This is a genomic window from Nesterenkonia sp. HG001 (assembly GCF_034438835.1).
GTDB lineage: Bacteria > Actinomycetota > Actinomycetes > Actinomycetales > Micrococcaceae > Nesterenkonia > Nesterenkonia xinjiangensis.
The window spans coordinates 114,840-140,419 of record NZ_JAOSZD010000003.1 but is presented as its reverse complement, the minus strand read 5'-3'; the positions used below and the strand labels follow the sequence as shown (position 1 = coordinate 140,419).

The 25,580-nt window shown below is 69.7% G+C and carries 23 protein-coding genes; 15 read left to right on the top strand and 8 right to left on the bottom strand.

What is annotated here, in order from left to right; all coding sequences use genetic code 11:
• Positions 1-5 precede the first annotated feature (5 nt).
• From ODE13_RS06205 to ODE13_RS06195, 3 genes are all read left to right on the top strand, one after another.
• Positions 6-1,346 (top strand): MATE family efflux transporter, encoded by a 1,341-nt coding sequence (locus ODE13_RS06205; protein WP_322478478.1) that lies wholly within the window; start codon positions 6-8, stop codon positions 1,344-1,346.
• A gap of 39 nt (positions 1,347-1,385) precedes the next feature.
• Positions 1,386-1,949 (top strand): DUF308 domain-containing protein, encoded by a 564-nt coding sequence (locus ODE13_RS06200; protein ID WP_179541218.1) that lies wholly within the window; start codon positions 1,386-1,388, stop codon positions 1,947-1,949.
• A 101-nt stretch (positions 1,950-2,050) separates the two neighbouring features.
• Positions 2,051-2,434 (top strand): hypothetical protein, encoded by a 384-nt coding sequence (locus ODE13_RS06195; RefSeq protein WP_322478477.1) that lies wholly within the window; start codon positions 2,051-2,053, stop codon positions 2,432-2,434.
• A gap of 111 nt (positions 2,435-2,545) precedes the next feature.
• On the opposite strand, the gene ODE13_RS06190 is transcribed toward ODE13_RS06195, so the two are convergent.
• Both ODE13_RS06190 and ODE13_RS06185 read right to left on the bottom strand, forming a co-directional pair.
• Positions 2,546-3,352 carry a CGNR zinc finger domain-containing protein gene (locus ODE13_RS06190; RefSeq protein WP_322478476.1) on the bottom strand — a complete coding sequence of 269 codons (807 nt, stop codon included), beginning with the start codon at positions 3,350-3,352 and terminating at the stop codon, positions 2,546-2,548.
• Between the two features lie 230 nt (positions 3,353-3,582).
• On the bottom strand, positions 3,583-4,053 hold the full coding sequence (locus ODE13_RS06185; RefSeq protein WP_322478475.1) for an SRPBCC family protein: 471 nt from the start codon (positions 4,051-4,053) through the stop codon (positions 3,583-3,585).
• 104 nt (positions 4,054-4,157) lie between these two features.
• Between ODE13_RS06185 and ODE13_RS06180 the strand changes: the two genes are divergently transcribed.
• Positions 4,158-5,642, top strand: coding sequence for a hypothetical protein (locus tag ODE13_RS06180; protein WP_322478474.1), 1,485 nt, complete (start codon positions 4,158-4,160; stop codon positions 5,640-5,642).
• A 1-nt stretch (position 5,643) separates the two neighbouring features.
• Here the strand turns inward: ODE13_RS06180 and ODE13_RS06175 are convergent, their stop codons facing one another.
• On the bottom strand, positions 5,644-5,892 hold the full coding sequence (locus tag ODE13_RS06175; RefSeq protein WP_322478473.1) for a hypothetical protein: 249 nt from the start codon (positions 5,890-5,892) through the stop codon (positions 5,644-5,646).
• A 9-nt stretch (positions 5,893-5,901) separates the two neighbouring features.
• On the bottom strand, positions 5,902-6,825 hold the full coding sequence (locus ODE13_RS06170) for a LysR family transcriptional regulator (RefSeq protein WP_322478472.1): 924 nt from the start codon (positions 6,823-6,825) through the stop codon (positions 5,902-5,904).
• Positions 6,826-7,089: 264 nt separating this feature from the next.
• Between ODE13_RS06170 and ODE13_RS06165 the strand changes: the two genes are divergently transcribed.
• The 4 genes from ODE13_RS06165 to ODE13_RS06150 all read left to right on the top strand — a co-directional run bounded on the left by ODE13_RS06165 (position 7,090) and on the right by ODE13_RS06150 (position 11,283).
• Positions 7,090-8,340 carry a Glu/Leu/Phe/Val family dehydrogenase gene (locus ODE13_RS06165; RefSeq protein WP_322478471.1) on the top strand — a complete coding sequence of 417 codons (1,251 nt, stop codon included), beginning with the start codon at positions 7,090-7,092 and terminating at the stop codon, positions 8,338-8,340.
• A 131-nt stretch (positions 8,341-8,471) separates the two neighbouring features.
• A complete protein-coding gene (locus tag ODE13_RS06160) occupies positions 8,472-8,975 on the top strand; it encodes a YbaK/EbsC family protein (protein ID WP_416210599.1) in 504 nt (167 codons plus the stop codon).
• Position 8,976: 1 nt separating this feature from the next.
• Positions 8,977-10,512: an NAD(P)/FAD-dependent oxidoreductase gene (locus ODE13_RS06155; protein ID WP_322478469.1), complete on the top strand. Its 1,536-nt coding sequence runs from the start codon at positions 8,977-8,979 to the stop codon at positions 10,510-10,512.
• Positions 10,513-10,539: 27 nt separating this feature from the next.
• Complete coding sequence (locus ODE13_RS06150) at positions 10,540-11,283, top strand: DNA alkylation repair protein (protein ID WP_322478468.1); 744 nt, start codon at positions 10,540-10,542, stop codon at positions 11,281-11,283.
• 31 nt (positions 11,284-11,314) lie between these two features.
• On the opposite strand, the gene ODE13_RS06145 is transcribed toward ODE13_RS06150, so the two are convergent.
• A complete protein-coding gene (locus ODE13_RS06145; RefSeq protein WP_322478467.1) occupies positions 11,315-12,046 on the bottom strand; it encodes a LysE/ArgO family amino acid transporter in 732 nt (243 codons plus the stop codon).
• Positions 12,047-12,142: 96 nt separating this feature from the next.
• Between ODE13_RS06145 and ODE13_RS06140 the strand changes: the two genes are divergently transcribed.
• Complete coding sequence (locus ODE13_RS06140) at positions 12,143-13,027, top strand: ArgP/LysG family DNA-binding transcriptional regulator (protein ID WP_322478466.1); 885 nt, start codon at positions 12,143-12,145, stop codon at positions 13,025-13,027.
• A 120-nt stretch (positions 13,028-13,147) separates the two neighbouring features.
• Here ODE13_RS06140 and ODE13_RS06135 read toward each other — a convergent pair whose 3' ends face one another.
• On the bottom strand, positions 13,148-14,629 hold the full coding sequence (locus ODE13_RS06135) for a DEAD/DEAH box helicase (RefSeq protein WP_322478465.1): 1,482 nt from the start codon (positions 14,627-14,629) through the stop codon (positions 13,148-13,150).
• A gap of 314 nt (positions 14,630-14,943) precedes the next feature.
• Between ODE13_RS06135 and ODE13_RS06130 the strand changes: the two genes are divergently transcribed.
• Both ODE13_RS06130 and ODE13_RS06125 read left to right on the top strand, forming a co-directional pair.
• Complete coding sequence (locus tag ODE13_RS06130; protein WP_416210598.1) at positions 14,944-16,059, top strand: LLM class flavin-dependent oxidoreductase; 1,116 nt, start codon at positions 14,944-14,946, stop codon at positions 16,057-16,059.
• A gap of 127 nt (positions 16,060-16,186) precedes the next feature.
• The gene (locus ODE13_RS06125; RefSeq protein ID WP_322478463.1) at positions 16,187-17,353 is read left to right on the top strand and encodes a hypothetical protein; all 1,167 of its coding nucleotides are present in this window, start codon (positions 16,187-16,189) and stop codon (positions 17,351-17,353) included.
• A 51-nt stretch (positions 17,354-17,404) separates the two neighbouring features.
• On the opposite strand, the gene ODE13_RS06120 is transcribed toward ODE13_RS06125, so the two are convergent.
• A complete protein-coding gene (locus ODE13_RS06120; protein WP_322478462.1) occupies positions 17,405-17,971 on the bottom strand; it encodes a hypothetical protein in 567 nt (188 codons plus the stop codon).
• 96 nt (positions 17,972-18,067) lie between these two features.
• Positions 18,068-18,877 carry a nitrilase-related carbon-nitrogen hydrolase gene (locus tag ODE13_RS06115; protein ID WP_322478461.1) on the bottom strand — a complete coding sequence of 270 codons (810 nt, stop codon included), beginning with the start codon at positions 18,875-18,877 and terminating at the stop codon, positions 18,068-18,070.
• Positions 18,878-19,079: 202 nt separating this feature from the next.
• Between ODE13_RS06115 and ODE13_RS06110 the strand changes: the two genes are divergently transcribed.
• The 4 genes from ODE13_RS06110 to ODE13_RS06095 are packed head-to-tail and all read left to right on the top strand — an operon-like array spanning position 19,080 to position 25,499.
• Complete coding sequence (locus ODE13_RS06110; protein WP_322478460.1) at positions 19,080-20,420, top strand: extracellular solute-binding protein; 1,341 nt, start codon at positions 19,080-19,082, stop codon at positions 20,418-20,420.
• Positions 20,417-21,340: a carbohydrate ABC transporter permease gene (locus ODE13_RS06105; protein WP_179541203.1), complete on the top strand. Its 924-nt coding sequence runs from the start codon at positions 20,417-20,419 to the stop codon at positions 21,338-21,340. The genes ODE13_RS06110 and ODE13_RS06105 overlap by 4 nt, the downstream gene beginning before the upstream one ends.
• Complete coding sequence (locus ODE13_RS06100) at positions 21,337-22,302, top strand: carbohydrate ABC transporter permease (protein ID WP_322478459.1); 966 nt, start codon at positions 21,337-21,339, stop codon at positions 22,300-22,302. Before ODE13_RS06105 ends, ODE13_RS06100 begins: the two co-directional genes overlap by 4 nt.
• The gene (locus ODE13_RS06095; RefSeq protein WP_322478458.1) at positions 22,299-25,499 is read left to right on the top strand and encodes a glycoside hydrolase family 2 TIM barrel-domain containing protein; all 3,201 of its coding nucleotides are present in this window, start codon (positions 22,299-22,301) and stop codon (positions 25,497-25,499) included. The genes ODE13_RS06100 and ODE13_RS06095 overlap by 4 nt, the downstream gene beginning before the upstream one ends.
• Positions 25,500-25,580 lie beyond the last annotated feature (81 nt).

The window sequence follows — 25,580 nt, the reverse complement described above, 5'->3', positions numbered from 1 at the left end:
GATCGATGAGCGCACCCACCACCGATCCACGCCCGCTGCCGCGGCAGATCCTCGCCCTGGCGGTCCCCGCCCTGGGGGCGCTGGTGGCCGAGCCGCTGTTCCTGCTGGCCGACACGGCCATCATCGGCCGACTCGGCGTGGACGAGCTCGCCGGGGCCGCGCTGGGCATCACCGTGATGCACACCGTCACCGGGCTGATGATCTTCCTGGCCTACTCCACCACCCCGACCGTCGCCCGCTACGTGGGGGCCGGGCGCATGGCCAAGGCGCTGGCCGCCGGACGCGACGGGCTCTGGCTCTCGCTGATCCTCGGTGCGGTGCTGGCCGCCTCCGGTGTCGCCTTCGGAGAGCGGCTGCTGGGAGCCATGGGCAGCGACGGCGCGATGCACTCCCACGCCTGGGACTACCTGCTGTGGTCCATGCCGGGGGTCCCGGCGATCCTGCTGGTCTTCGCCGCCACCGGGGTGCTGCGCGGCATGCAGGACACCACGACTCCGCTGATCGTCGCCGGAGCCGGCTTCGGGGCCAACATCGTCCTGAACCTGGTGCTGGTGCATCCGGTGGGGCTCGGGGTCACCGGCGCGGCAGTGGGCACCTCCATCGCCCAGTGGGGCATGGCCGCCGTCTACCTGGTCATCATCCTCCCGCGGCTGCGTGCCCAGGGCGTGCCCCTGGGGGTGGATCCGATCGGACTGCGACGGTCCTTCTCCATCGGCTCCTGGATGATGCTGCGCACCGTGAGCCTGCGTGCCGCCATCGTCGCCACGGTGCTGGTCGCCACCGATCTCGGCGCAGACACCCTGGCCGCCCATCAGGTGACCTTCGTCGTGTTCTCCACGCTGGCCTTCGTGCTCGACGCCCTGGCGATCGCCGCTCAGGCGCTCATCGGCAAGGAGCTGGGTGCCGAGAGGCTCGACGTCGCCCGCAGACTGACCCGCCTCATGATCCTCTGGGGCCTGGGCTTCGGAGTGATCACCGGGGCGCTCATCGCCGTGGTTGCACCCTTCGGGGCCGGCCTGTTCACCCCGGAGCCACAGGTGGCCTCGATGATCACCGCCGCGCTGTTCGTAGTGGCCCTGGCGCAGCCGATCTCCGGCTATGTGTTCGTGCTCGACGGGGTGCTCATGGGCGCCGGGGATGTGAGATACCTCGCGATCGCCGGACTCGTGAACCTGGCCCTGTACCTCCCCGCCCTGTGGTGGATCGCCTCCCGCGGCCTGACCGGTGTGGAGGCCGTGGTGTGGCTGTGGATCGGCTACGCGGTGGTGTTCATCGGCGCCCGCGCACTGACCCTGGGTCTGCGGACGGCCAGCGGCCGATGGATGATCGCCGGGGAGTCTCGCTGAGTCCTGAACGGCCCCGGTGGAGCGAGTAGACTCGCCTGCGTGCCAGTGAAGAGAATCCCTGCCCCCACCGCCGAAGCGCTGATCCGGCCCGTCTGGCTCCGCGCGGTCATCACGGTCGTCTTCGCCGTCGTGACGATCTTCTGGCAGGACGAGACCCTGACCCTGCTGAAGGTCTCCGTGGCCGCCTACTTCGTGCTCGGCGCCACCGCCGTCTGGGACTACGCCAAGGATGAGGAGGTCGTCCCCGCCGTGGTGCGTGGACCCCTGGCCCTGGGTGCGGCGGTCTGGGTGCTCTCCGGTCTCGCCACAGTGTTCGTGGGGACGACGACGGCCGCCGCCGTCATCGCCGGAGTCGGTTTCGTCGCCATGGGCGTCGCCGAGCTGGTGTCCGGGATCCGGGGACGGCGCGAGTTCGTGCCCTCCCGTGACCAGGTGCTGTTGGGTGCGGTCGGCACCCTCACCGGTGTCAGTCTGCTGGTGGGCATGCAGCTGGACGTGCATGGCATCCTGGGCATCGCCGGGATGGGGGTGATCATCATGGCCGTGCTGCTGATGATCAGCGGCGCCGGACTGGTCCATGAGGCCCGCAGGGAACGCGACTGATCCGGACTCGCACCCGATCTACTACACGGCGTAGAATGGCTGGGCGTCGGCATCGGAGTCGGCCTGAACAGCATTCCATCCGACGAGGAACGAGGAGCCCTGTGGCAGAGGACAAGAAGGAGCGCCGCTCGCTGATCGAGTCGGTCAAGGCTCCGCTGATCTTCTCCGCGGCCCTGGCGTTCGTCGCCGGCTTCGTCACCTTGATCTCCGCCTCCGGCGGCACCGACAATCCGGCCCGCGTGGACCTGGGGCTCATCGCCTTCGGCCTGGTGTTCATCATCTCGCTGCTGGTGGTCTCGATGCTCCAGCTGGCCTCGCGGGAGAACCCCGAGGACCTCTCCGCAGGAGCTGGGGTCAACCGGAACTCCGAGGAGCTCTACCGCGCACAGGTGGCTGCACGTCGCGCCGAGGCTGCCCGGCGGAAGGCCGAGGAGGCGCGCGAGGCCGAGGGTGGAGAGCCCCGCTACGGCCGCGCCGAGGACTGATTCCCTCCCGAGACGCGTTGAGCTGGTGAGTTTCCGCCGGAATACGCGTCGAAACGCTCGCATTCGGGCGGAAACTCACCAGCTCAACAGCGGCGGGTGACCCTCAGGGGGTCACTTCTTCGCCTTCTTCTTGTCCTTCTTCTTTTTGGACTTCTTGTCCTTCTTGTCGCGCTTCTCCAGGAGTTCGTCGCGCATCCGGTCCCGGAACTCCTTGGCCGCGATCGCAGACTCGGAGGTCGGCTCCTCGATCTGCGCCGCCTTCTCCGCTGCGCTGGGCTTCGTGAGCTTGTCCTTGGGCTCGGATGCTCCGTCGCCGGCCAGCGCCCGGCGCCCCGCCTCGCGCAGGGCGGCCTGGCGGGCGCGGTAGGCCCGCACATGAGCGCGGTTGGCGCAGTTGCCGAAGTCGCAGAACAGCTTGGAGCGGTTCCGGGTGAGATCGACGATCACGGCGTCACAGTCGTCACCCCGACAGGTGCGCATGCGGCCCGTCTCGTCATTGACCACCAGGAACTGCAGGGCGTCGGCGACGACGGCGGTCATCACGTCAGCGAGCTGGGTGCTCACCGGGATCGGCACGGAGCGAAACTGCGGCTCCTCGCCGCCGGAGGTGCGAACCACACGCGTGCCCACACCCTCGAGCAGCACGTTGATCCTCTCCACCGGTTCGGTGCTGGTGATCGGGGCGGCGCCCCAGATCTGGTGGAGGAGGGCGCGCAGTTCGCGAACCTTGTCGACCTGTGCACGGTCGAGGTTCGACGACGGCCACTTCAGCTCAGAATCCTGGGAGGTGAGGTACTTGCGCAGGCTCTCGATGCTGGTCAGCTGATCGGAGGCCGGCTTGGCGCTGTGACGCCCCTCGGAGGTGTTCATGAGATTGACGGCCGCCGTCAGGGTACGGTTGATCTCTGCGTGGAACATGCAGTGTCTCCTGACAAGGTGAAAGGGTGCGGAGGCCGGAAACGGCGGCCTCGGCACCTGGTGCAACGGGTCCTCTCAGTGTAACGAGATGAACGTCTCACGGGCTGAAAGTGATGGAACTGTCACCTTGTTCCTGAGGTTCTCGCATGGTTGCCTCAAGAAACGACCTTCAGATCTTTCGGTCCTGAGGTGGTCCGCACCTCTCGTGTGGCTCTGCAGAGCCCTCCGTCTCAGGTCCTCGCGAAGCGATCATGGACCCGCTGCAACGATGCGGCGATCCCCTTGCCATTGTCCCGGTGGACGCCGACGAGCTCGAGCAGCCGCCGCATCGGTGCCGGCTGGCCCGTGTAGTCGTAGCTCTCGGTGACCACCGTCGCGGCGTCCTCGGGCTGGAGCTCCCACCGCCAGCGGTGTCCGCCCGGGTGGCGCCACTCCACGACTCGATGGGGCTCGGCGGCGGTGGTGACCATGGTCAACGCATAGGGGATGCTGTACTTGCGCATGTCCACGCGGAATCGGTCCCCGAGGTGCAGCTCCCTCGGGCCGATCGCGGATGTGCGCACGGTGCCGGATCCGTCGAGTTCGTGGTGTCGGTGCGGGTTCGCGATGATCGTGTAGAGCTCCTCGGCGGAGGCCTCGACGCGGATCCTCCGGGCGATCACGTGGGTTCCGCGGTCCACAGGTTCGGGGGTCTGGCTCATGGCGTCAGTCTACGGCGAACCTGGCTGAGCGGACCGGAGGTGGATCTGGGTGAGGTCATCCGCGTCGGCCGCAGTTGCATCGGCGGAGCGGGCGGGCGAATCTGGTGCACAGCACATGCGTCGAGAAGGTCGAGAAGGTCGGGAGGGTCGAGGCGAACATGGCAGGGTCACGCAGGTGGCAGGTGAGCCTGGACGACGACGACGGCGACGGCGTCGGCGTCCGCGGGAAGGCCCCTGACGTCACCGACATCACCCCCACCCATGGGGCGGCTCGACGACTGGCCGCTTTCGCCGCCTCCGAGGAGGCCGCCCACCCGGCGATCACGACGCCTGAGCAGCTCGAGTCGCAGGCCCGGCTTCAGGTCCTCATCGAATCGCGGGCGATCTGGAGCGCGATCCTCGGGGGTGCCCTGGGGCTGGCCTTCGGCCTGGTGGTGTTTCCCGGGGAGCGCCCGGCGCTGGCCGGGGACGGATCCATCCAGTTCTTCGGCGCGATCGTCGGCGGAGTGACCGCCGGGCTGGCGTTCCTGCTGGGCTTCTCGCTGAACACGCGGATGGCGAACATCTGGCTGGGGGAGAGGCCTCGGATCCGGCAGCTGATGGACACGGTGGCGCTGCTGGTGGTGCACTCCTCCATCGCGGTGATGGGGGCGCTGGGGATCTTCCGGGTCTTCCAGGAGGCCTTCGTCGGTCTGACCGTGGACTACATCGCCGGCTCGGTGCTGCTGGCGATCGGTGGGGCGGTGGCCGCCTACTTCAGCTTCAACTCGGGAGCGCGGATCAACGCGTTCTCGCTGTCCACCCTGCTGGGAGTCTTCATGGCCTCCGGAGTGCTGGTCTCGATGCTCTTCGCGGAGAACCCGTTCTGGTGGCACGTGATGTTCTCCGAGCTGGGGACCGGGCAGGCCGGACTGACCTCCTTCTGGACCTTCAACACCACGCTGGTGGTCTCCGGACTGATCATCACCACGCTGACCGCCTTCATCACCCGGGATCTGCAGATCTGGGCCGAGCACGTGCGCCGTCGGCACCTCCGACGGCTCCGGTCCGAACGTGACCTGCGCCGTGCCGCCCAGGGCCGGGTGCCTAGAACCATGCCGCTGCGGCATGCGGTCAGACGACATTTCCGCTCACCACGCATCGGGGTGGTACGCACGGGAATGATCGGCATGGGCGTCTCGCTGGTCGGCGTCGGGCTGGTCCCGGTGAACCTGCACAACGAGATCCATGCGACGTTCACCGCGCTGTTCGGGCTGTTCTTCCTCATGCTGCTGGTGGGGATGCCGTACTGGCTCCCTGGGTTCCCACGGGCGTTCTTCCTGCTCAGCATGCTCTCCGCCGGGGTCCTGATCTTCGCGGCGAGCCTGTGGCGGCCCATCGGCTACTACAACCTGACCTCCCTGGAACTCATCGGTGCCGCGATCCTGTTCGCCTGGCTGATCGTGTTCATCCGCAACATCGCCGCCGTCGTCGCTCAGGTGTACAGCCAGGCGGCCGCAGAGCAGGAATCGCGCCGGCGGGGCCGTGCGGAGGCCGAGCCATGGTCCGGTGACGACTGGCAGGAGGAGGAATGGTCCGGGGAGGGCTGAGTCAGGGGAGCAGCCCGCTGAAGCGGGCCGTGGCGATCAGGAGCGCCAGACCACTGGCGATGAGAGAGCCGATGAGCAGCTGGCGGGAGCCGTCCTTCCAGCTGAGCCCGCAGATCAGCAGAGTGCCCAGCGCCACGGTGAGAGCGAAGTGAGGCATCCAGAACACGGTTCCCAGCGCGATCAGCGAGGCGATCACCGGAAGGCGTGATCCAGTCGATCGTGGGGACGTCTGGTTTTCCGGTGAACTCATGGGGCGACTCTACGGAAGCGCGGACCCCGCAGCGAGGCCGCGTGCGGCCGCGGCAGCCCTGACGGCGTCGATCACCAGTTCCAGCGGCCGCCGAGTGGGGTGGGCGCTGCGGTGGGCGATGGAGACGGTCCGGAGCACCGGTTCGGTCAGCGGGATCACCTCGACCCCGCCGGGGACGGTGTTGAGCACCAGGTCTGAGACCAGTGTGACGCCCAGCCCTCCGCTCACCATCGCCAGCGCCGTCGCCTGCTCCTCCACCTGGTGCACGATCCTGGGCTCGAAGCCGTGCCGACGGCAGGCGAGGCGGATCGCCCGCCCGAAATGCGACGTCGGACCCGCCAGCACCCAGGGCTGCTCCGCGAAGGCGGCGAGGGAGACCGGGGACTCGGGGCAGGTGCCTGCCGCCACGGCGGCGTGGAGGCGCTCCACGGCGATCACCTCTCGGGCCAGCGCCGGGTCCCACGGAATCGCATAGTCGGAGTACTCGATCACGAACGAGAAGTCGAGGGCGCCGTCGAGCACCGCGTTCGCCGTGTCCTCCGGTGCCAGTTCGGTGGTGCGCACCTCGATGCCGGGATGCTCCTGCGCCAGACGGGTCAACGCCATCGGGAGGAGACCTGAGGCGACCGATGCCCACACCCCTGCCTTCAGGCGCGAGACGACCCCGTCCTGGGCGCGTTCGAGAGCCATCTCGGCGCGTTCGACCGCCCCGAGGATCTCGTCAGCATGCTCCGTGAGCAGCACCCCCAGCTCGGTGAGCCGGATCCGGCGCCCCAGCCGTTCGAACAACGAGGCCCCCACTTCACGCTCCAGCTGCGCCAACTGCTGGGAGACCGCCGAGGGGCTGTAGTGCAGGCTGGCCGCCACTCCCGTGACCGTCCCCCGCCGATGCAGCTCACGCAGCATCCGCAGTCGACGCAGAGACAGTTCCATGGGGATCAGAGTACCGGCACAGGGCCGTCATGAGGTCTCTCTGCACACAGACTCTCGACACCGTCTTTCCGCACCGCCGAGGTGAGCGCATGTGGTCCAGGGCGGCAGTGCAGGAGAACTGAACGGTCCTGTGCATGAACCCGCACGTGAAGGGTATGGACGGGGGCATCGGCCACGCCTCAGAGTGAGAGAACGGGTGCAGGACCGCTCCAGCGGCGGAGCCCGACCCAGTGGATCTCATCGGCTGACCTGGAGGTGATCGTGGTGACGACTCTCGATACGCGGTGGCAGAACCCCGCAGATGATGGCAACCCAGTCCTCGACCGCGGCATCGGCCGAGCGTCACGGGATGCCGAGCCCTACCGTCGGGTGCTCTGGACGGACCCCGAGACGGGGGCCGAGGGCTACTTGGTGGTCCATTCGCTGACGGCCGGCTTGGCCACCGGCGGCACCCGGATGCGCCGGGGCTGCACACTGGGCGAAGTGGAGGACCTGGCCCGCGGAATGGCGGCGAAGACGGCGGTCTTCGGCCTTCCGGTGGGAGGAGCCAAAGGTGGCATCGACTTCGATCCCACGGATCCCCGTGCGCCAGGCGTGCTGGGCCGCTTCTTCACGGAGATGAAGCCGTGGCTCGACGCTCACTGGGTCACCGCGGAGGACCTGGGCGTGACCCAGCAGCGCATCGATGAGGCCTTCGCCGCAGCCGGCCTGGGACAGAGCTTCCATGCCGCGATCCAGCGTTCCATCGACCCGGGCGCCACTCTGGAGCGAGTGCGCGCGGGCCTGGAGATCCGCACCGAAGACGGCTGCGTCCTGAGCGACGTCATCGGCGGCTACGGTGTGGCCGAGGCATGCCTGGGCGTCGTGCAGCACCGCGGCTGGAGCCGTGGGGCGACCGATGTGGCGGTGCAGGGCGTGGGGACGATGGGTGGAGCGGCCGCTTACTATCTCCACGCGGCAGGAGCCCGTGTCGTGGCCATGGCGGATGTCAGCGGCACCCTGTATGACCCGGCCGGCCTCGACGTGCCCGCGCTGCTGGATCTGCGGGACGACTACGGCGTGATCGATCGCGAAGGGGTCCCCGCGCATGTGACCCTGCTGCCCCGGGATGCGGTGCTCGCGGCAGACGCCGACATCCTGGTCCCGGCGGCCATCTCCTATGCGATCCGCCCGGAGAACGCTGGAGATGTGGTCGCCTCGGTGATCGTGGAGGCTGCGAACACGGGGGTGACCAGGGAGGCCGAGAACCTGCTCGCCCGGCGCGGAGTGATGGTGATTCCCGACGTGGTGGCCAACACCGGCGCCGCGGCCTGGGCCTGGTGGATGCTCTTCGGCGAGGTCGGCACCGATCCGCGGGACTCCTTCGAGCGGCTTCACCTGGAGATGCGGGCGAAGGTGGCCCGGCTGCTGGCTGAAGCCGACCGGGTGGGCGTCTCCCCGCGCGAGACCGCCTGGAGCATCGCCTCGGTGAACCGCGCTGCGATGGAGAACCGTCCGGACGCGGTGATCCCGTGACTCCGGCGGGAGGCGGGTGCCCTCGGCGAGGCCGCGGCTGAGAACAGGTGGTCGTATCTGTCCGAGGCCCCGACTACGCTGGGAACATGGCAGACACCTCCCCACACGGCGTGACGGCCACCGCTGCGACGATGCCCTCCCATCCTGCGGTGGAGAAGGTGGCCGTCGAGCTGCGGCGGCTCGGCCTCGAGCCTGAGATCCGCTGGCTCGACGGCGCGGCCACCACCGCGCAGTCCGCCGCGGAGGCCCTGGGCATCGGGGTCGGACAGATCGCCAACTCCCTGATCTTCCTGCTCGACGACGCTCCTGTCCTGGTGCTCACCTCTGGGGCGCACCGCGTGGACACCGCTTGGCTGGGTGCGCGGCTGGGAGGGACCATCGGCCGTGCCTCCAAGGACGTGGTGAAGCAGGCGACGGGGCAGACCATCGGCGGGGTCGCCCCGGTCGGGCACCCTTCCCCGGTGCGCACCTACGTGGACACGGCGCTGGCCGCCCATGATGAGGTCTGGGCGGCGGCAGGCCACCCGAGGACGGTCTTCCGCACCAGCTTCGCCGAGCTCGTGCGCCTGACGGGCGGCACCCCCAGCCCGGTGGAGCCGGAGGCGGCCGACGCTGAATCCGCGGAGGGCGCCTGAGATGGCCGGCCATCGTGCCGCCGTCGTCGGCTCCGGGCCGAACGGGCTCACCGCCGCTTGCGTGCTGGCGCGCGCGGGATGGGAGGTCACGGTCTACGAGGCTGCCGACGTCCCCGGCGGAGCCCTGCGCTCAGCTGAGGTCCTCGGCGACGGCGTCATCAGTGACCTCGGCGCCAGCGTGCACCCCTTCGGCGTCGGATCCCCGGCCTTCGAGGATCTGCGTCTAGCCGAGCGCGGCCTGAGCTGGACGCATCCGGAGATCCCTGCCGCCCATACCCTCGACGACGAGCCCCCTGCCCTGCTGCACTCCTCCCTGGAGCAGACCGCCGCTGAGCTGGGGGTCGATCACGACGCCTGGCGCCGCCTCATCGGCCCGGTCGTCGCCCATTGGGAGGAGGTCCGTCGGGCGGCCATGGCCCCGCCGCTGCAGACCTTCGGGCACCTGGGCGAGGACTCCCTGGTGGCTCGTGGGGCGGCGCTGGCTCGGCTGGGTCTGCGCGGAGCTTGGCCGGCCGACGTCGCCGCCCGCCTCTTTCGCACCCCCCGGGCCCGGGCCCTGTTCGCCGGCATGGCTGCCCATTCCACGGTGCCGTTCTCCCATCCGCTGACCGCGGCCTTCGGGGTGCTCTTCGGCGCGGCCGGCCATGCCACGGGCTGGCCCGTGGCGCGCGGCGGCTCCCAGGCGATCGTCGATGCGCTGACCGGGGAACTGGCGCACCACGGGGGCCGGATCGAGACCGGCTTCGAGGTCACGGGTGTGCGGCGTGCCCCGGGCCGGCTGCGGCGCACTCACCTGATCAGCGGGCGCCGGTGGGGGCCCGGCGGCGGGCGTGCCGCCGTCGCGGAGGAGGCTGTTGACGTCGTGCTGTGCGATCTGACCCCAGCCCAGCTTCTCCGGCTCGACGGGCTCGAGCTGCCTTCCCGCTACCGTCGCGCGCTGCGGCGCTGGACCTATGGGCCCGCGATAGTGAAGGTCGACTACCTGATCGACGGAACCATCCCCTGGGCCCATCCGGACACCGCGCGTGCCGGCACCGTCCACCTGGGAGGGTCCCATGCGCAGATCGGTGCCTCCGAGGCCGCAGCGGCCCGCGGAGTGCTCTCCGGGCGTCCCTATGTGCTGCTCAGCCAGCCCAGCGCCGCCGATGGCTCCCGCGCTCCCGCTGGGCAGAGTGTCGTATGGGCCTACGCGCACGTGCCTCATGGGCTCGAGGGTCCCGCCGCGCAGCGGGCGGCTGAGCTGATCGACGCGGAGATCGCCGCAAACGCTCCCGGGTTCCGGGAGGCCGTGCTCGCCCGCCAGGCGTGGACCCCGCAGGATCTCGAGTCGATGAACGCGAACCTCGTGGGTGGGACGATCAGCGGCGGGATGCCTACAGTGCGCCAGTTCGTGGCTCGGCCGGCACTCTCCCTGCAGCCCTACAGCACCGGGACCGAAGGGATCTGGCTGTGCTCCTCCTCCACTCCGCCCGGCGGCGGGGCGCACGGGATGAACGGGCACAATGCCGCCCAGGCGGTGCTGCGCGCACACGGGTGAGGTGAGGTGCCAGAAGGGAGGAGGGTCATGCCGGAGGACGGTAGGGGAGCAGCGGCGGATCAGGCCGCACAGATCCTCTCCGAGCTGTGTGCCGTCGCCGATGAGGCCGAGCGGATCACGATCCGCCGCCGCCTGCCCGAGGGCCTTGAGGCCCTCGGGGTACGGATGCGCGAGGTCTTCGACCTGGCCGCCAGGTGGGAGAAACGCCTGGATTCACTTCGTGGCCTCGTCCCCGAGCTGCTTCGCTGCCCGGACTACGAGCGGCGGATGGTCGGAGTGAGCATCCTGGACTTCCGGGCCCGCCGCAGGCTCGACCAGGGACAGCGGGAGGAGCTCGCCAGCCTCTACCTCGATCACCACGACCAGCTCAGCGTCTGGGACTTGGTGGACCGTGCGGCCCCGCGCGTCGTCGGCCGGTATCTGATGGAGGGGCTGGGTCCCGAGGCCCGCCGAAAGCTGCTCGAGGAGCTGGCTGATTCGGCTGACCCCATGCGCCGCCGCACCGCCGTCACCGCGACCTTCTGGATGGTCCGCCAAGGGGAGCTCGATGATGCGCTGCACCTGGCCGCGCGCCTTGCCGGGGAGACCTCGGAGAGAGTCTCTCAGCCGGTCGGCACCGCCCTGCGTGAGGTCGGAAAGATCGACCAGGACAGGCTCGTGGCGTTCCTGCGGGAGCACGGGGGGCGGCTCCAGCGGGTCACCGTCCGGTACGCCGTGGCGCGGCTCCCGCGCGCTGTGCGCGAGGAGTTCGTCCCGCCTCGACGGAAGTGAGCCGCACCGGAAGTGAAGGGCAGACGTTGGCTCAGCCGCCGAAGGCCAGCAGGCCCGCTACCACCAGCATGGTCACGCCGACGCCGGCGTCGATGACCTGCCAGGTACGGGGCCGGTTCAGCAGCCCGGCCAGCGCGGAGCCGCCGTAGCCCAGCAGGGTGAACCACAAGCAGGAGGCGCCCAGCGCGCCGGCGGCGAAGAACCACTTCTCCGCGCCGAAGGAGTTCGCCATGGTGCCCAGCACCACCATGGTGTCCACCCAGGCGTGCGGGTTCAGCACGCTGACCGTCAGCCCCGTCCCGACGACGGCGCCCACGGTGCTCACCGTCCGGGACCGGCGGGTTCCCGGTCGGGTCTGCACGCGCGGCAGAGTGGCGGTGGTGGTCCCCGGCTCGCCGGAGGGGAGGGCGTCGTCGTGCTCCCCGGCACCCTGGACGGGCTCGGGGGCGGTGGAGGAGTCGTCCTCGACGTCCAGGCCCGTGCGGACCTTGGCCGCGGAGGCGAAGGACCGCCAGGCGAACCACAGCAGATAGGCGACACCGGCCCAGCGCAGCACTTGGAGCAGCCAGGGTGCGTGCTCCAGGACCGCGCCGACCCCTGCGGTGCCCAGCCCGATCAGCAGCAGGTCGCCGACCACGCAGCACAGCACCGCCAGGCCCACGCGATCGCGCAGCAGCCCCTGGCGCAGGAGCCAGGCGCTCTGCGGGCCGATCGCGACGATGAGGGCGAGGCAGGTGAGGAATCCAGTCAGCAGCACGGTCATGGCTTCTATGCTCCCGGGAGATCGGCGTCCGCACCAGCGCAGAATCCTTCATCATCTGAAGATCTGCTTCAGATGTGAGGCGTATCATCGAGTCCCATGAACACCGATCACCTCCGGGCCTTCGTGCTGGCCGTCGATGAGGGAACTTTCGAAGCCGCCTCTGCGCTGCTGGGGATCTCCGGCTCGGCCTTCTCCCAGCGGATCAAGGCTCTCGAGAAGGAGGTGGGCCAGGTGCTGCTGACCCGCACCATCCCGGTGCAGCCCACTGAGGCCGGGTCCGCGCTGCTGCGCACCGCCCGGCAGATGATGCTGCTCGAGGACGAGGCGCGGCGCAGCCTGGGCTTCCGCGGGGAGGCCTCCGAGGTGGTGACGCTCTCGGTCGCGGTGAACGCCGACTCGCTGTTCACCTGGTTCCAACGTGTGCTGCAGGAGGCCGCGACCTGGGACGACGTCGAACTGCACCTGCACGCTGAAGATCAGGAACACTCCCATGAGCTGCTCCGCAACGGGACGGTGGCAGCCGCCGTGGCCAAGACCCCGGCTCCGGTGTCCGGATGTCGGGCCACCGCGCTGGGGACCATGCGCTACTGGCCGGTGGCGAGCGCGGAGCTGCTGGACCGCCACCGGGACGCCGACGGCGCCATCACGTGGGAGCGTGTGCCGCAGGTGGACTACAGCATCCGGGACTCCCTGCAGCGCACCGGGCTGCGCCGGCTCGGGGTCACCGCCCCGCGGGTGACGCATCTGATCCCCTCGGTGGAGGCCTACAATGCCGCGGTGGCGCACGGGCTGGGCTGGGGGATGATCCCCGAGGGAATGATGCCGGAGGGGCTGATGGAGGGTGAGCACCCGGATCTGACGCTGGTGGAGGAGATCGGACCCACGGAGGCGCATCTGCACTGGCAGCGCTGGACCACCGGGACCCCTGCGCTGGACCGCCTCACTGATGCGGTGCGTCGTGCGGCCACCCGGATGAAGTGAGAGGTCGGCCCGGAAACAGAACGGCTCCGGAGTGTGGGCCCTGATGGCGGCAGGAATCGCCGTTGTCAGGGCCCACGCTCCGGAGCCGATGTCCGCGAGCTGGTCGCGGGAAGGGCTGGGTCAGCGCGAGCCGGGAGTGCCGGCCGGGGCGCTGGCCCGGCGCGGACCGCGGCGAGCAGCGGCGGGACGGGACGCGGGGCCCGACTCCGAGCGCTGCGGGGCTGCGCTGCGGCGGGTCGAGCCCTGCCCGCGGCTGCCGCGCGAGTCGGCGTCGCCGCCGCGGGTTCCGCCGTCGCGCCGGCCACCCCGTGCGGGGCTGCGGCCGGAGCCGCCGCCGGAGCGGCCACGACCGCGCCCTGCGTTGTTCGAACCGCCGCCGCGGCGTGAGGACTGCTGGCCGCCGCCCTGCGGGTGGGCCTGCGGCTCGACGTGCTCGGCCACCTCGCCCACCAGTGCAGACACGGCCTCCGAGTTCGGGGAGACCGCCTGCGGAGTGACCTTGATGGCGGCCTTCTTCAGCAGGGTCTGCGTGTCCCGGCGCTGCTCAGGCAGCATCACAGTGACCACGTCACCGGCGCTGCCGGCGCGTGCCGTCCGGCCGGAGCGGTGCAGGTAGGCCTTGTGCTCAGCAGGCGGGTCCACGTGCACCACCAGCTCGATGCCGTCCACGTGGACGCCGCGGGCGGCGACGTCGGTGGCCACCAGTACGCGCACCCCGCCCTGCCCGAAGGAGGCCAGGTTGCGGTCCCGCTGGTTCTGCGACAGGTTGCCGTGCAGGTCCACGGCGGGGACGCCCTGCGAGGTAAGCTGCTTGGCGAGCTTCTTCGCCTGGTGCTTGGTGCGGGTGAACAGGATCCGTCGGCCGGTGCCGGAGGCCAGCTGCTGGACCAGGGTCTTCTTGTCGTCCGGGTCCACCTCGAAGACGTGGTGGGTCATCGCCGAGACGTGCGAGGTGGGGTCGTCCACCGAGTGCAGGATCTCGTTGTGGAGGAACTGGCGCACCAGCTTGTCCACGCCGTTGTCCAGCGTGGCGGAGAAGAACATCCGCTGGCCGTGCTCCGGAGTCTTCTTCAGGATCCGGGTCACGCCCGGCAGGAAGCCGAGGTCGGCCATGTGGTCGGCCTCGTCCAGGACGGTGACCTCCACGGCGTCCAGGCTGAGCGCCTGCTGCTGCAGCAGGTCCTCCAGGCGTCCGGGGCAGGCGACGACGATGTCCACGCCGCCGTTGAGCGCGTCGACCTGGCGCTTCTGGCTGATGCCGCCATAGATGGTGGTGGTGCGCATGCCATAGGCGGCGGCCAGCGGCTGCAGGACCGCGTCGATCTGGGTGGCCAGCTCACGGGTGGGAGCCAGTACCAGCCCGCGGGGTCGGCGAGCACGGCGGCGGGCGCCGTCGGACTCTCCGAGACGGGCGATCATCGGAATGGCGAAGGCCAGCGTCTTGCCGGAGCCGGTCTTGCCGCGACCGAGCACGTCGCGGCCGGTCAGCGTGTCGGGCAGAGTGTCCTGCTGGATGGGGAAAGCGGTGAACTTGCCGTCCGCGGCCAGCGTCTTGACGATGGGTGCGGGCACGCCGAGTTCGGTGAAGGTGGTGTGTGACAAAGCTGTGACAGGGCCTTTCATGGCGCCAGGGGGCGGCTCGGGGCCACGGGGGCGTCGAGTGCCAGGACTGGCTGAGTGGCGGGAGCACCGGTCGGTGCTCTCGGTCGCCGTGAGAGAGGCATCAGGGCCGTGGGCCGGTTCGGCTCCAGAGGGCGAGGCGTCCTGGCGACGCAGGGAACCCATGAAGAGTTCGCAAGGTCTCCCACTATACCTGGTCGGCGGGCACATCGACGATTCCGGGGAACAGAGCATCCGTCGATCATGAATTTCAAATTTCAAGGAATGGTGCGGTGGCCTCTGCGGTTGACCCCGACATGAGTCTCAGCCCCAGTACCAGCGCAGGCCCCAGCGCCGAGCGCTCCGCCATCAGCACCGAGCGCCACAGCCCGCAGTTCGAGTTGGGCCTGCACACCTTCGGCGACGTCACCTCGACCCCCGACGGCGACCGTCGGCTCTCCCATCCGGAGGTCCTGCGCCATGTCCTCGCCGAGGCGCAGCTGGCCGACCGGGTCGGCGTCGACGTCTTCGGGATCGGGGAGCATCACCGTCCTGACTACGCGATCTCAGCCCCCGACGTCGTGCTCTCCGCCATCGGCTCCACCACGGAACGGATGAAGCTCATCTCCGCGGTGACCGTGCTCTCCTCCGACGACCCGGTCCGCGTCTACCAGCGATTCGCCACCATCGACGGTCTCACCGGAGGTCGCGCAGAGGTCTCGCTGGGTCGCGGCTCGTTCATCGAGTCCTACCCGCTCTTCGGCTACGACCTCTCCGATTACGAGAAGCTCTTCGACGAGAAGGCCGAGCTGTTCACCGAGCTGCGCCAGGAGAAGGCGGTCACCTGGAGCGGGACCACACGGGCCGGGCTGACGTCCCAGCGGATCTTCCCCACCACCGAGCACGAGTTCGGCCTGCCCACCTGGATCGCCGTCGGGGGGACCCCCGGCTCCGTGGTGCGGGCCGCGAGGCTCGGCGTCGGCCTGGAGCTGGCGATCATCGGCGGCGCCCCGGGTCGGTTCGCCCCGCTGGTGGAGCTCTACCACCGGGCGCTGCGCGAGTTCGGGCACGAGGGCGCGCGTCGGATCGCGGTGCACTCCCACGGCTTCGTGGCCGAGACCGATGAGCAGGCCCGCGAGATCTTCTACCCCTCCTGGGCAGACTCGATGGCGACCATTGGTGCCGAGCGCGGCTGGGGGACCGGGCGGCCAGGGCGGGACCAGTTCGAGCAGGAGGTCGCCCACGGCTCGCTCTACGTGGGCTCCCCGGAGACTGTGGCGGAGAAGATCATCACCACGCAGAAGCTCCTGGGTGCTTCGCGATTCGGTATGAAGTACGGCAACGGGTCTCTCTCCCATGAGCACATGATGCAGGCTGTGGAGCTCTACGGAACCAGGGTCAGGCCCCTGGTGCTGGAGGGGCTGGGGGAGTGAGTCCCGGAACGCTGCCGGCTGTACTCCGGGGATCCGTCTGACCGGTACGGGGAGGGCGCGACATTCGCCGGACCTCTGGCTAGGCTCGTGGGCGGATCACCAGGCGGGTCTTCATCAGGAGGTGGACATGTCAGAGCGGACGCCCGAGGGTGTCTCGGAGCGCGGCACCGAGGGCCAGCAGGACGAACCAGACACCGAGAACCAGGGGCAGAGCGAAGAATACCGGCCCGAGCCCGACGACGGCGCGCCCCACGGCGAGGAGCGGGTCGAACGGACCATCGCGATCTACTCCGATCCGGGCCGGTCCTCGCTGCTGGTGAGGAAGCTGCTCGAGGACAACCCCAACTGGCGAGAGAACAGCGAGGTCACCCACCAGCAGATCCTGCTGCCGCTGCAGGAGGACGGCATTCTGGACCTCGAGGAGATCCAACGCTGGGCTCGGGAGGACGGCAGTGACATCACGGTGGTGGTCACGGAGATCCCGCGGGTGAACGGCAGCCGCGCGAAGGCCATGGAGATGGACTTCGAGTCCCATCTGGCGGTGATCTCCGTGGCCGCGCTGGGCCCGGTGGCGGTCATGCGAGGGTTGCGCCGTGAGGTCAGCCGCGCCGTGGACGCACTGATGTACGAGTCCTTGGACGAGGCGCGGGCACATGGCTGCCCGCTCGCCCGCGTGGAGACTCAGGAGGACACCAGTACGGTCTACATCGCGCCGGGCAGGCCGTTCCCCGGACGGACCTGGATGGCCCTGGGCATGGTGGCCAATAATGAGCCGCTCCTCTCCCTGCCCCGGCTCTCCGGAGTGTTCGCCGCCGGCTGTGCCACCGGTGCCTTCGGCATCTTCTACGACTCCATCTGGGACATGGCTATCCATCTGCCAGGCTGGCGGCTGGCGATCATCACGGTGTCAGGCATCCTGTTCCTGACGATGTGGCTGATGCTGCGGAACCGGCTCTGGGACCACCCCGCCTCGGTCGGCGGCAAGAGGCTGGCTGTGGTGTACAACGCCTCCACAGTGATCAGCCTGCTGGTCAGCGTGATCTCCCTGTACGTCGTGCTTTACCTCGGGGTGCTGGTCATATCGCTGGTGCTGATCGAGCCGGGGTACATGGCGGAGAGCCTGGAGGTCGAGCCTGCCTTCTCCAACTACCGGGACATCGCCTGGCTGGCAGCCTCCCTGGGAACGTTCGCCGGGGCGATCGGGTCCAACTTCGACGATGACTCCGATCTGCGGAACCTCACGCAGGGCACCCGTGAGCGGCAGCGGTACCCCCGTGACGAGGAGCAGCGCTGACGCGCCACAGGGCCGGGTGCCGTGCCGGCCCTTCGGGCTCAGGCGAGGGGCTCAGGCAAGGAGCTGCAGGAAGCCCAGGCCGAGCAGGCCGAAGGCTGCGCCCCAGAGGACCACTGAGACCAGCATCCAGCCCATCACCGCGTTCCGAGAGGCCCCGACCGACACCATCAGGGGTGCGGTGATCTGAGAGGGCAGTGCCAAGGGACCCAGGATCGAGACGCCCGGCACCCCGAACTTGTCGAAGATGCGGATCACGCGTTCCCGCTTGGCGCTCTTGCGCGGATCCACGGCCTCAGGGTTCCGCCGCTTGAGCACCGAGCCGCGGATCCAATGCGCCAGGTAGACCACCAGGATCAGAGAGATCATGTTTCCGATGACGCCGGCGCTGATCGCCACGGCCGGGTGGACCCCGGCGAGCACGCCGAGGAATCCGCCCCCGTAGGACTCCACGAACGGAATCGCGGAGATGAGGATCAGCCCGAGCCACTGCCAGGTCGGGTGCAGGGCCTCCGTCCAGGTGTGGAGGCGGCCGTAGAAGCTGTCCTCGGGCATCATCGGCACGGCGGCGTTCGCGAAGGTGCCGTGGTGGGCCAGTTCAAGAAGGGTGATGGTCTCCATGGTGCTCATCCTGGTGGACCCTGAGGCGCAGTTCATCATCCCGGAGGCGTATCCCCGGGATGATTCTGTCGGCTGTCGAGGGTCTGGAGGCCAGGCTCAGGCGTCCGCCCAGCGGCGATAGAGCCCAGGCCGGCGGTCCTGCACGTACCAAGGTCCGTCGGGGGACTCCTCCGGAGCGCGTCCGCCCTCCGCGGGCCCCGCCTCGGCGAGGAGCAGCTCCGGGCCGGCGCCCGCGGAGGCGAGCACCGCGCCGTCGGGTCCGGCGACCACGCTGGCGCCGTCGAAGACCAGCCCGGCCTCCTCCCCGGAGTGGTTCGAATAGGCGACCGTCAGCTGGTTCTCCAGGGCGCGGGCCGGGATCAAGGTGCTGGTCACCCCGGTGAAGCCGCCGGCCAGTGCTGTGGGCACGAGCACGACGTCGGCGCCGCGGCGGGCGACCTCGCGCACCATCTCCGGGAACTCGACGTCGTAGCAGACCAGCAGGCCCAGGGTCAGGCCGCCGAACTCCACCACCGGGGGTGCGTCCTCCCCGGGGATGAAGGAGTCCTTCTCCTCAGGTCCGAAGAGATGGACCTTGGTGTGCACCGCCAGGGTCTCGCCCGACGGGGAGACCAGGGTGCCCTGGATCGGACGGGCGTCGGCCGGGCCGTCACCGGGCAGGCTGTGCACCAGGGCGATCTGCGACTCTCGCGCGATGTCGGCGAGGCGCTCGCGAGCGGAGATCACGGTCTCGGTGCTGACGCGCTCGCGGATCATGGCCGGGGCGTAGCCGGTGGCGAAGAGCTCCGGAGTCACCAGCAGCTCGGCGCCGGCGGAGCGGGCGCGCTCCGCAGCGCGCGCGATCAGCGAGAGGTTGTGGTTGATGTCGAGCGGGACGGCGGTGTCCTGCAGCAGAGCGATGCGCATCTCCCCAGTCTGCCAGGGTCCGGGCCGCCCTGTGAGACGCCCCATGAGACGCCCGGTGAGACGCTGCCCGAACCGAAGTGTGGTCCTTGACACACCGTCGGCTCTCGTTGATAGTTGGTCGAGAATGTTCGTAGATGTTGGAAAAGGTGACTGCACACGGTGCGTGCAGGCACCGCGTGCCGACACAGTGAGGTGACCGACGATGACCTCGTTCTCCCGACGCCAGCTGCTCCGCGGCGGCCTCGGGCTGGGTGCCGGCGCGATGGCCCTGGCAGGATGCGCGGTGCCGGGCACCACCTCGGTCAACGCTGAGCCCGCCATCCCCGCCGCAGGCGTCGGGGAGACCGTCACCCTGACCTGCTGGGCCTGGCTCAAGGACCTGCAGATCGTCGCTGACATCTGGAACGAGCAGAACCCTCACATCCAGGTCGAGATCGCCTGGATCCCGGGCGGAAACGACGGCGGCTACCAGAAGCTGTACAGCGCGCTCGCCGCCGGAGCCGGACCGGACCTCGCCCAGGTGGAGCTGCGCAGCATCCCCGAGTTCATGATGGTCAACGGCCTGGTGGACCTGCGTCGCTACGGCGTCGATCAGCATGCGGACCGCTTCGACCCCACGCTCTGGGGTCAGGTCAGCTTCGCCGACGGCGTCTACGGCATCCCTCAGGACTCCGGCCCCACCGCCATGTATTACCGTCCCGACCATTTCGACGAGGTCGGCGCCGAGCCGCCGGCCACCTGGGAGGAATGGGCGGACATCGCCGCGGAGATCCGCCAGACCGGGCGGTACATGGACGCCTTCCCGCTGGCCGACACGTCGGTCTTCGCCGCCCACGCCATGCAGGCCGGTGCCACCTGGTTCCAGGCCGAGGAGGACGGTTGGGTCATCGACATGGCCGGTGAGTCCACCCTGGAGGTCGCCCGGTTCTTCGACGGCGTCGTCGACGCCGACCTCGTCACCACACAGAACCAGGCCTTCTCCCCGGGCTGGTTCGCCGCCGCGGCGGACGACCAGATCGCCTCCCTGGTCTCCGCCAGCTGGGGCGACGCCCTGCTCGCCGGAGTCTCCGGAGCCGAGGGCCTGTGGCGGGTGGCACCGCTGCCCACCTGGCCCACGGGCCATGGCTCCTCCCATCTGGGCGGCTCATCCACCGCCGTGCTGGCCAACAGTGCTCATCCGCAGGAGGCCATGGAGTTCGCCGTATGGCTCAACTCCAGCGCCGAGGGCATCGACGGGCTCATCGAGAACAGCGGCATCGGTTGGTCCACCAACCCGGATCACATCGGCACCCCACGTGAAGGATCCAGCGAGTTCTTCGGCGGCCAGTCCTACAACACGGAGATCTTCGAGCCGGCCGCCGCGGACCAGAACCCGGACTGGCAGTGGTGGCCGACCACCCAGCAGACCTTCAACATCCTGGCCGATGAGTTCCGGCGGAAGGCCGGTGGAGCGTCCCTGGTGGACGCTGTGATCCGCGCCGAGGCGGCCACCATCGAGGTCTTCCAGAACAAGGGCCTGACCGTTCGGAGGGCGCAGAGATGAGCACGCGCCCCACCGCCGTGTCCGCCGGACGCCGGATCGCCCCCACCACGGTCGCCCCCTGGATCCTGGTCGCCCCGTTCCTGCTGCTGTTCATCTTCACGTTCGTGATGCCGATCCTGATGGCGCTCGGGCAGAGCTTCACGATGGTCGAGCGCGACGGCCTCTTCGGTGAGGAGGGCGTGACCAGCACCTTCGCTTGGTTCGAGAACTACCGGCAGGCGCTGGGCGACGGCGCGTTCGTCGCCTCCATCGGGCGGATGCTGCTGTTCGGCGTCGTGCAGGTGCCGATCATGATCACCCTGGCCACCGTGCTGGCACTGATGCTGGAATCGGCCTCGGCCCGCTGGCCCGGATTCTTCCGGGCCGCCTACTTCCTGCCCTACGGCGTCCCCGGGGTGCTGGCCACCATCCTGTGGTCCTTCCTCTATGTGCCCGGGCTCAGCCCGATAGTGGACACCGCGCACGCGTGGTTCGGGCTGGAGATCGACTTCCTCGGGGCGAACACCGTGCTGTGGTCCATCGCGAACATCGTCACCTGGACCTACACCGGCTACAACATGCTGATCATCATCGCCCAGCTGAAGTCCATCCCCCAGGACCTCTATGAGGCGGCCCGGGTCGACGGCGCGGGCCCGGCCCGGCTGGCCTGGAGCATCCAGCTGCCGCTGATCCGCCCGGCACTGATGCTGACCACTGTGTTCTCCATCATCGGGACGCTCCAGCTCTTCGCGGAGCCCCAACTGCTGGCCCAGGTGGCTCCGTCCATCGACTCCCAGTACACCCCGAACCTCTCGGCCTACACCACAGCCTTCGCCTACAACGACTACACGGTGGCTGCCGCCCAGGCCGTGCTGATCGCCCTGGTCGCCTTCGTGCTCTCCTTCGGTTTCCTCCGCCTGACGAACAGGAGCTCGCGATGACCTCCACCGCCGGCACCGCCGAGACCCGGGCCTCGGGCTCCGGGCCTGACGCCGTCGTTGGGAACGGCCGGCCTGAGACGAGCTCCGACGGCGCCGCCCGCCGGGTCCCCGCCCCGGGCGGTCGAGCCCGCGGGGCCCGGACGATCATCGTCACCGGCCTGCTGACCATCGTCGCCCTGTACTTCCTGGTGCCGGTGTACTGGGTGGTGGTGGCGGCGTCGAAGACCACCGACGATCTCTTCGGCACCCACGGGTTCCTCTTCGCGGAGAACGTCGCGCTGTTCAGCAACCTCGCCCAGGTGCTCAGCTTCGACGGGGGCGTCTTCATCCGCTGGCTGGGGAACTCGCTGCTCTATGCAGGGGTCGGTTCGCTGATCGCCACCTACCTGGCCGCCGCGGCCGGCTACGCGCTCTCCAAGTACATGTTCCGGGGCCGCAACCTCATCTTCGGCCTGGTGCTGGGCGGAGTGCTGGTCCCCGGCACCGCCACGGCCCTGCCGCTGTTCCTGCTGTTCAGCCAGATGGGCATGGTCAACACCTACTGGAGCGTGCTGATCCCCTCGCTGGTCTCGCCCTTCGGTCTCTTCCTGTGCCGGATCTATGCCGACGCCACCGTGGACCCCTCATTGGTCGAGGCCGCTCGGCTCGACGGGCTGGGAGAGATCCGGATCTTCCACCTCATCGGGCTGCGGATCATGGTCCCCGCCCTGGTGACGGTGTTCCTCTTCCAGCTGGTGGGCATCTGGAACAACTACTTCCTGCCGCTGGTGATGCTCACCGACGAGCGGCTCTTCCCCATCACTCTGGGACTCAACCACTGGCGCAGTCAGACCGACCGGCTGCCCGAGTTCTACGAACTGACCACCGGCGGGGTGCTGCTCTCTGTGATCCCGCTGGCCATCGCGATGATCGTGCTGCAGCGCTTCTGGCGCGGCGGCCTGACCGAAGGTGCTGTGAAATGACCCTTGCCCCCACCGTCCACCCCACCGACGCAGCCGTTCGGCCCGGCGCAACCGTTCGGCCCGGCGCAGCCGTTCGGCCCGGCGCAGCCGGCATGGCCTCCGTGCCGCTGGGCCACACCTCGCACCGACCCGGGGCAGGAGCGCTGGAGGCCCCACGCTCCTGGCTGGTGGAGGCCAGCGACGCTGAGAGGATCGACCTCAGCGGGCCGTGGCGTTTCCGGCTCTCCCCGGCGGTGCCCGGCACTCCCGGCGGGCACGGCGTGATCGGTGACGAAGCTCCCGGGGCCTTCGCCGCCCCGGACTACGACGACGCCGGCTGGGACACCCTCGAGCTGCCCTGCCACTGGGTGCTCGACGGCCGCTACGGCGAGCCCGCCTACACCAACGTGCAGTACCCCTTCCCGGTGGAGCCGCCGCATGTGCCGGATGAGAACCCCACCGGCGACCACCGTCGGCAGATCGAGGTTCCGCAGTCCTGGCTCGATGCCGGGCGGGTGCTGCTGCGTTTCGACGGCGTGGAGTCCTTCCTGCAGCTCTGGGTGAACGGGCATCGGGTCGGGGAGGCCTTCGGCTCCCGGCTGGCCCATGAGTTCGACGTCACCGATGCCGTCGTCGCCGGCACCAATACGGTGGCGGTGCGGGTGGTGCAATTCTCCTCCGGCAGCTACCTGGAGGACCAGGACCAGTGGTGGATGCCTGGGATCTTCCGCGAAGTCACCCTGCTGCACCGGCCCGAGGGCGGGATCGACGACGTCTGGCTCACCACCGACTACGACGTCGCCACCGGCCGCGGCGCTGTGATCCCAGAGATCACCGCCGAGGACGTCTCCTACCCGGTCCGTCTGCAGATCCCCGACCTGGGCGTGGATGTCACCTGGGGCTCTGCGCAGGAGGTGGGCGCCGTCGTCGTCGGCGGTGATGGCCAGGGTGTGCGTCCGTGGTCGCCCGAGGAACCGGAGCTGTATGAGGTCGTGGTCTCCAGCGCGGCCGAGACGCTGCGGCTGCGGACCGGGTTCCGCCGGGTGGAGATCGACGGCGACCGGTTCCTGGTCAACGGCCGGCCGGTGACCTTCTCCGGGATGAACCGTCACGAGACCCATCCGGACCGGGGACGCGTGTTCGACGAGGCGCACGCCCGTGAGGACCTGGCGCTGATGAAGCGGCACAACGTCAATGCCATCCGCACCAGCCACTACCCGCCGCATCCGCGGCTGCTGGACCTCGCCGACGAGTTCGGCCTCTGGGTGGTGCTGGAGTGTGACCTGGAGACCCACGGCTTCGAGGCCGGGGGCTGGGCGGACAACCCCAGCGACGATCCGCGCTGGCGCGAGGCCTATCTGGACCGCATCGCCCGCACCGTCGAGCGGGACAAGAACCACCCCTCGATCGTGCTGTGGTCGTTGGGCAACGAATCCGGCACCGGGCAGAACCTGGCGGCCATGGCCGAGTGGGTCCACCGCCGCGACCCCGGGCGGCCCGTGCACTACGAGGGCGACTACGCCGGCGAGTACACCGATGTGTACTCGAGGATGTACGCGAAGGTCCCGGAGACCGAATCCATCGCCCGCGATGACGACTTCACCCCGCTGCTGGGCTGCTCGGTGGCCGAGTCTGCCCGGCAGCGCACCAAGCCGTTCATCCACTGCGAATACGCCCACGCCATGGGCAACGGCCCCGGCGCCCTGGACGCCTACCGGGAGATGGTGGACCGCTATGAGCGCCTCCACGGCGGATTCATCTGGGAGTGGCGGGATCACGGCATCCGTACGCAGACGGACGAGGGCGTGGGGTACTTCGGCTACGGCGGAGACTTCGGCGAGGTGGTCCATGACGGCAACTTCGTCATGGACGGCATGGTGCTCTCCGACCACACCCCCACCCCGGGGCTGGCTGAGTATGCCGCCGTGGAGCAGCCGATCCTGCTGACCCCGGGGGAGGCCCCGGGGCAGGTGCGGATCCGCAGCCGGCGGTTCGCCGCCGACACCTCGGACCTGCTGCTGCGCTGGGCCGTGGAGCGGGACGGCCACCCGGTGGCCGAGGGCCAGGCCCCGCTGGCCGACGACGGCGGCGCTCCTGTGCCGGCCGGCGGCGAGGGCCTGCTGGACCTGGCCGAGGTGCGGTCGGCGCTCACCGGACAGGACGGGGAGGGAGAGCCCTTAGGCGGGGCCGCAGAGCTGCACCTGAACCTGACTGTGGTGCTGGCCGAGCAGACCTCCTGGGCGCCGGAGGGTCACGCCGTGGCGCGTGCTCAGTGGGAGCTGGGCAGGTCGCCGGCCCGGACCGCCCGCGGCCCGGCGGGTGCGCAGGGCGTCGCGGCGCTCGCGGACTCCCCGGCCGTGCTCGACGGGCCCCGGCTGCGTGAGCTGGCCGGAGCTGCCGTCGTCGGCCCGGAGGTGGAGCTGTGGCGCGCGCCCACGGACAACGACGAAGGCGCCTCCGGGCCGAACTATGACGCGGTGGACGCCTTCGACTACCGCGCCGATGAGGAGCGGCACGTCTCCGCGGCGGACCGCTGGCGGCGGGCCGGACTGGACCGGCTGGTGCGCCGGATCGAGTCGGTGGACGCCGGCGAGCAGGCGGTGACTGTGCGGCGTCGGGTCTCGGCCGCACAGTCCCGGGCCGCGCTGGACGTCACCGAGACTTGGACTGCCGAGTGGGCCCAGGACGGCGTCGTCGAGGCCCTCTGCGAGGTGATCATGGTCCCCAACCGGGCATGGGATGACGTCTGGCCGCGCCTGGGCCTGCACCTGCAGCTGCCCGGAGACGTGGACGGGGCCTCATGGTTCGGGCTCGGTCCGCACGACTCCTACCCGGACACCCGCCGGTCGGTGCGCACGGGGCGCTTCTCCGCCGCGATCGACGAGCTGACCGTCGACTATGCCCGCCCTCAGGAATCCGGCCATCGGCCCGGACTGCGTGAGCTGGTGCTGCGCCGCGGAGGGAAGGACTGGCTGCAGGTGATCGCCGAGCCGGATGCCGCAGGGCGTCGTCCCGGGTTCACGCTGAGTCGGCACTCGGCCCACGAGATCACCGCCGCGGCCCATCCGCACGAGCTGCCGGAGTCGGGGGTCACCCATCTCTACCTGGATGCCGCCCAGCACGGACTCGGATCCCGGGCCTGCGGTCCCGATGTCTGGCCCACCGCGATGCTGCGGCCCCAGGCGCGGACCCTGCGGTTCCGGTTCCGCGCGCTCTGATCGGTCACCACCCACAGTTGGCTCCGCGGTTCGGGCCCTTATGACGCGCGATCGGCGCTGATAAGGGTCCGAACCGCGGAG

What these genes read in the sequence shown, in the direction of transcription:
- ODE13_RS06170 (WP_322478472.1), bottom strand. Translation starts at nt 6,825, where the DNA reads ATGGAACTGTCTCTGCGTCGACTGCGGATGCTGCGTGAGCTGCATCGG.
- ODE13_RS06110 (WP_322478460.1), top strand. Translation starts at nt 19,080, where the DNA reads ATGACCTCGTTCTCCCGACGCCAGCTGCTCCGCGGCGGCCTCGGGCTG.
- ODE13_RS06175 (WP_322478473.1), bottom strand. Translation starts at nt 5,892, where the DNA reads ATGAGTTCACCGGAAAACCAGACGTCCCCACGATCGACTGGATCACGC.
- ODE13_RS06100 (WP_322478459.1), top strand. Translation starts at nt 21,337, where the DNA reads ATGACCTCCACCGCCGGCACCGCCGAGACCCGGGCCTCGGGCTCCGGG.
- ODE13_RS06125 (WP_322478463.1), top strand. Translation starts at nt 16,187, where the DNA reads ATGTCAGAGCGGACGCCCGAGGGTGTCTCGGAGCGCGGCACCGAGGGC.
- ODE13_RS06205 (WP_322478478.1), top strand. Translation starts at nt 6, where the DNA reads ATGAGCGCACCCACCACCGATCCACGCCCGCTGCCGCGGCAGATCCTC.
- ODE13_RS06190 (WP_322478476.1), bottom strand. Translation starts at nt 3,352, where the DNA reads ATGTTCCACGCAGAGATCAACCGTACCCTGACGGCGGCCGTCAATCTC.
- ODE13_RS06105 (WP_179541203.1), top strand. Translation starts at nt 20,417, where the DNA reads ATGAGCACGCGCCCCACCGCCGTGTCCGCCGGACGCCGGATCGCCCCC.
- ODE13_RS06150 (WP_322478468.1), top strand. Translation starts at nt 10,540, where the DNA reads ATGCCGGAGGACGGTAGGGGAGCAGCGGCGGATCAGGCCGCACAGATC.
- ODE13_RS06185 (WP_322478475.1), bottom strand. Translation starts at nt 4,053, where the DNA reads ATGAGCCAGACCCCCGAACCTGTGGACCGCGGAACCCACGTGATCGCC.
- ODE13_RS06155 (WP_322478469.1), top strand. Translation starts at nt 8,977, where the DNA reads ATGGCCGGCCATCGTGCCGCCGTCGTCGGCTCCGGGCCGAACGGGCTC.
- ODE13_RS06095 (WP_322478458.1), top strand. Translation starts at nt 22,299, where the DNA reads ATGACCCTTGCCCCCACCGTCCACCCCACCGACGCAGCCGTTCGGCCC.
- ODE13_RS06145 (WP_322478467.1), bottom strand. Translation starts at nt 12,046, where the DNA reads ATGACCGTGCTGCTGACTGGATTCCTCACCTGCCTCGCCCTCATCGTC.
- ODE13_RS06115 (WP_322478461.1), bottom strand. Translation starts at nt 18,877, where the DNA reads ATGCGCATCGCTCTGCTGCAGGACACCGCCGTCCCGCTCGACATCAAC.
- ODE13_RS06130 (WP_416210598.1), top strand. Translation starts at nt 14,944, where the DNA reads ATGAGTCTCAGCCCCAGTACCAGCGCAGGCCCCAGCGCCGAGCGCTCC.
- ODE13_RS06120 (WP_322478462.1), bottom strand. Translation starts at nt 17,971, where the DNA reads ATGGAGACCATCACCCTTCTTGAACTGGCCCACCACGGCACCTTCGCG.
- ODE13_RS06160 (WP_416210599.1), top strand. Translation starts at nt 8,472, where the DNA reads ATGCCCTCCCATCCTGCGGTGGAGAAGGTGGCCGTCGAGCTGCGGCGG.
- ODE13_RS06140 (WP_322478466.1), top strand. Translation starts at nt 12,143, where the DNA reads ATGAACACCGATCACCTCCGGGCCTTCGTGCTGGCCGTCGATGAGGGA.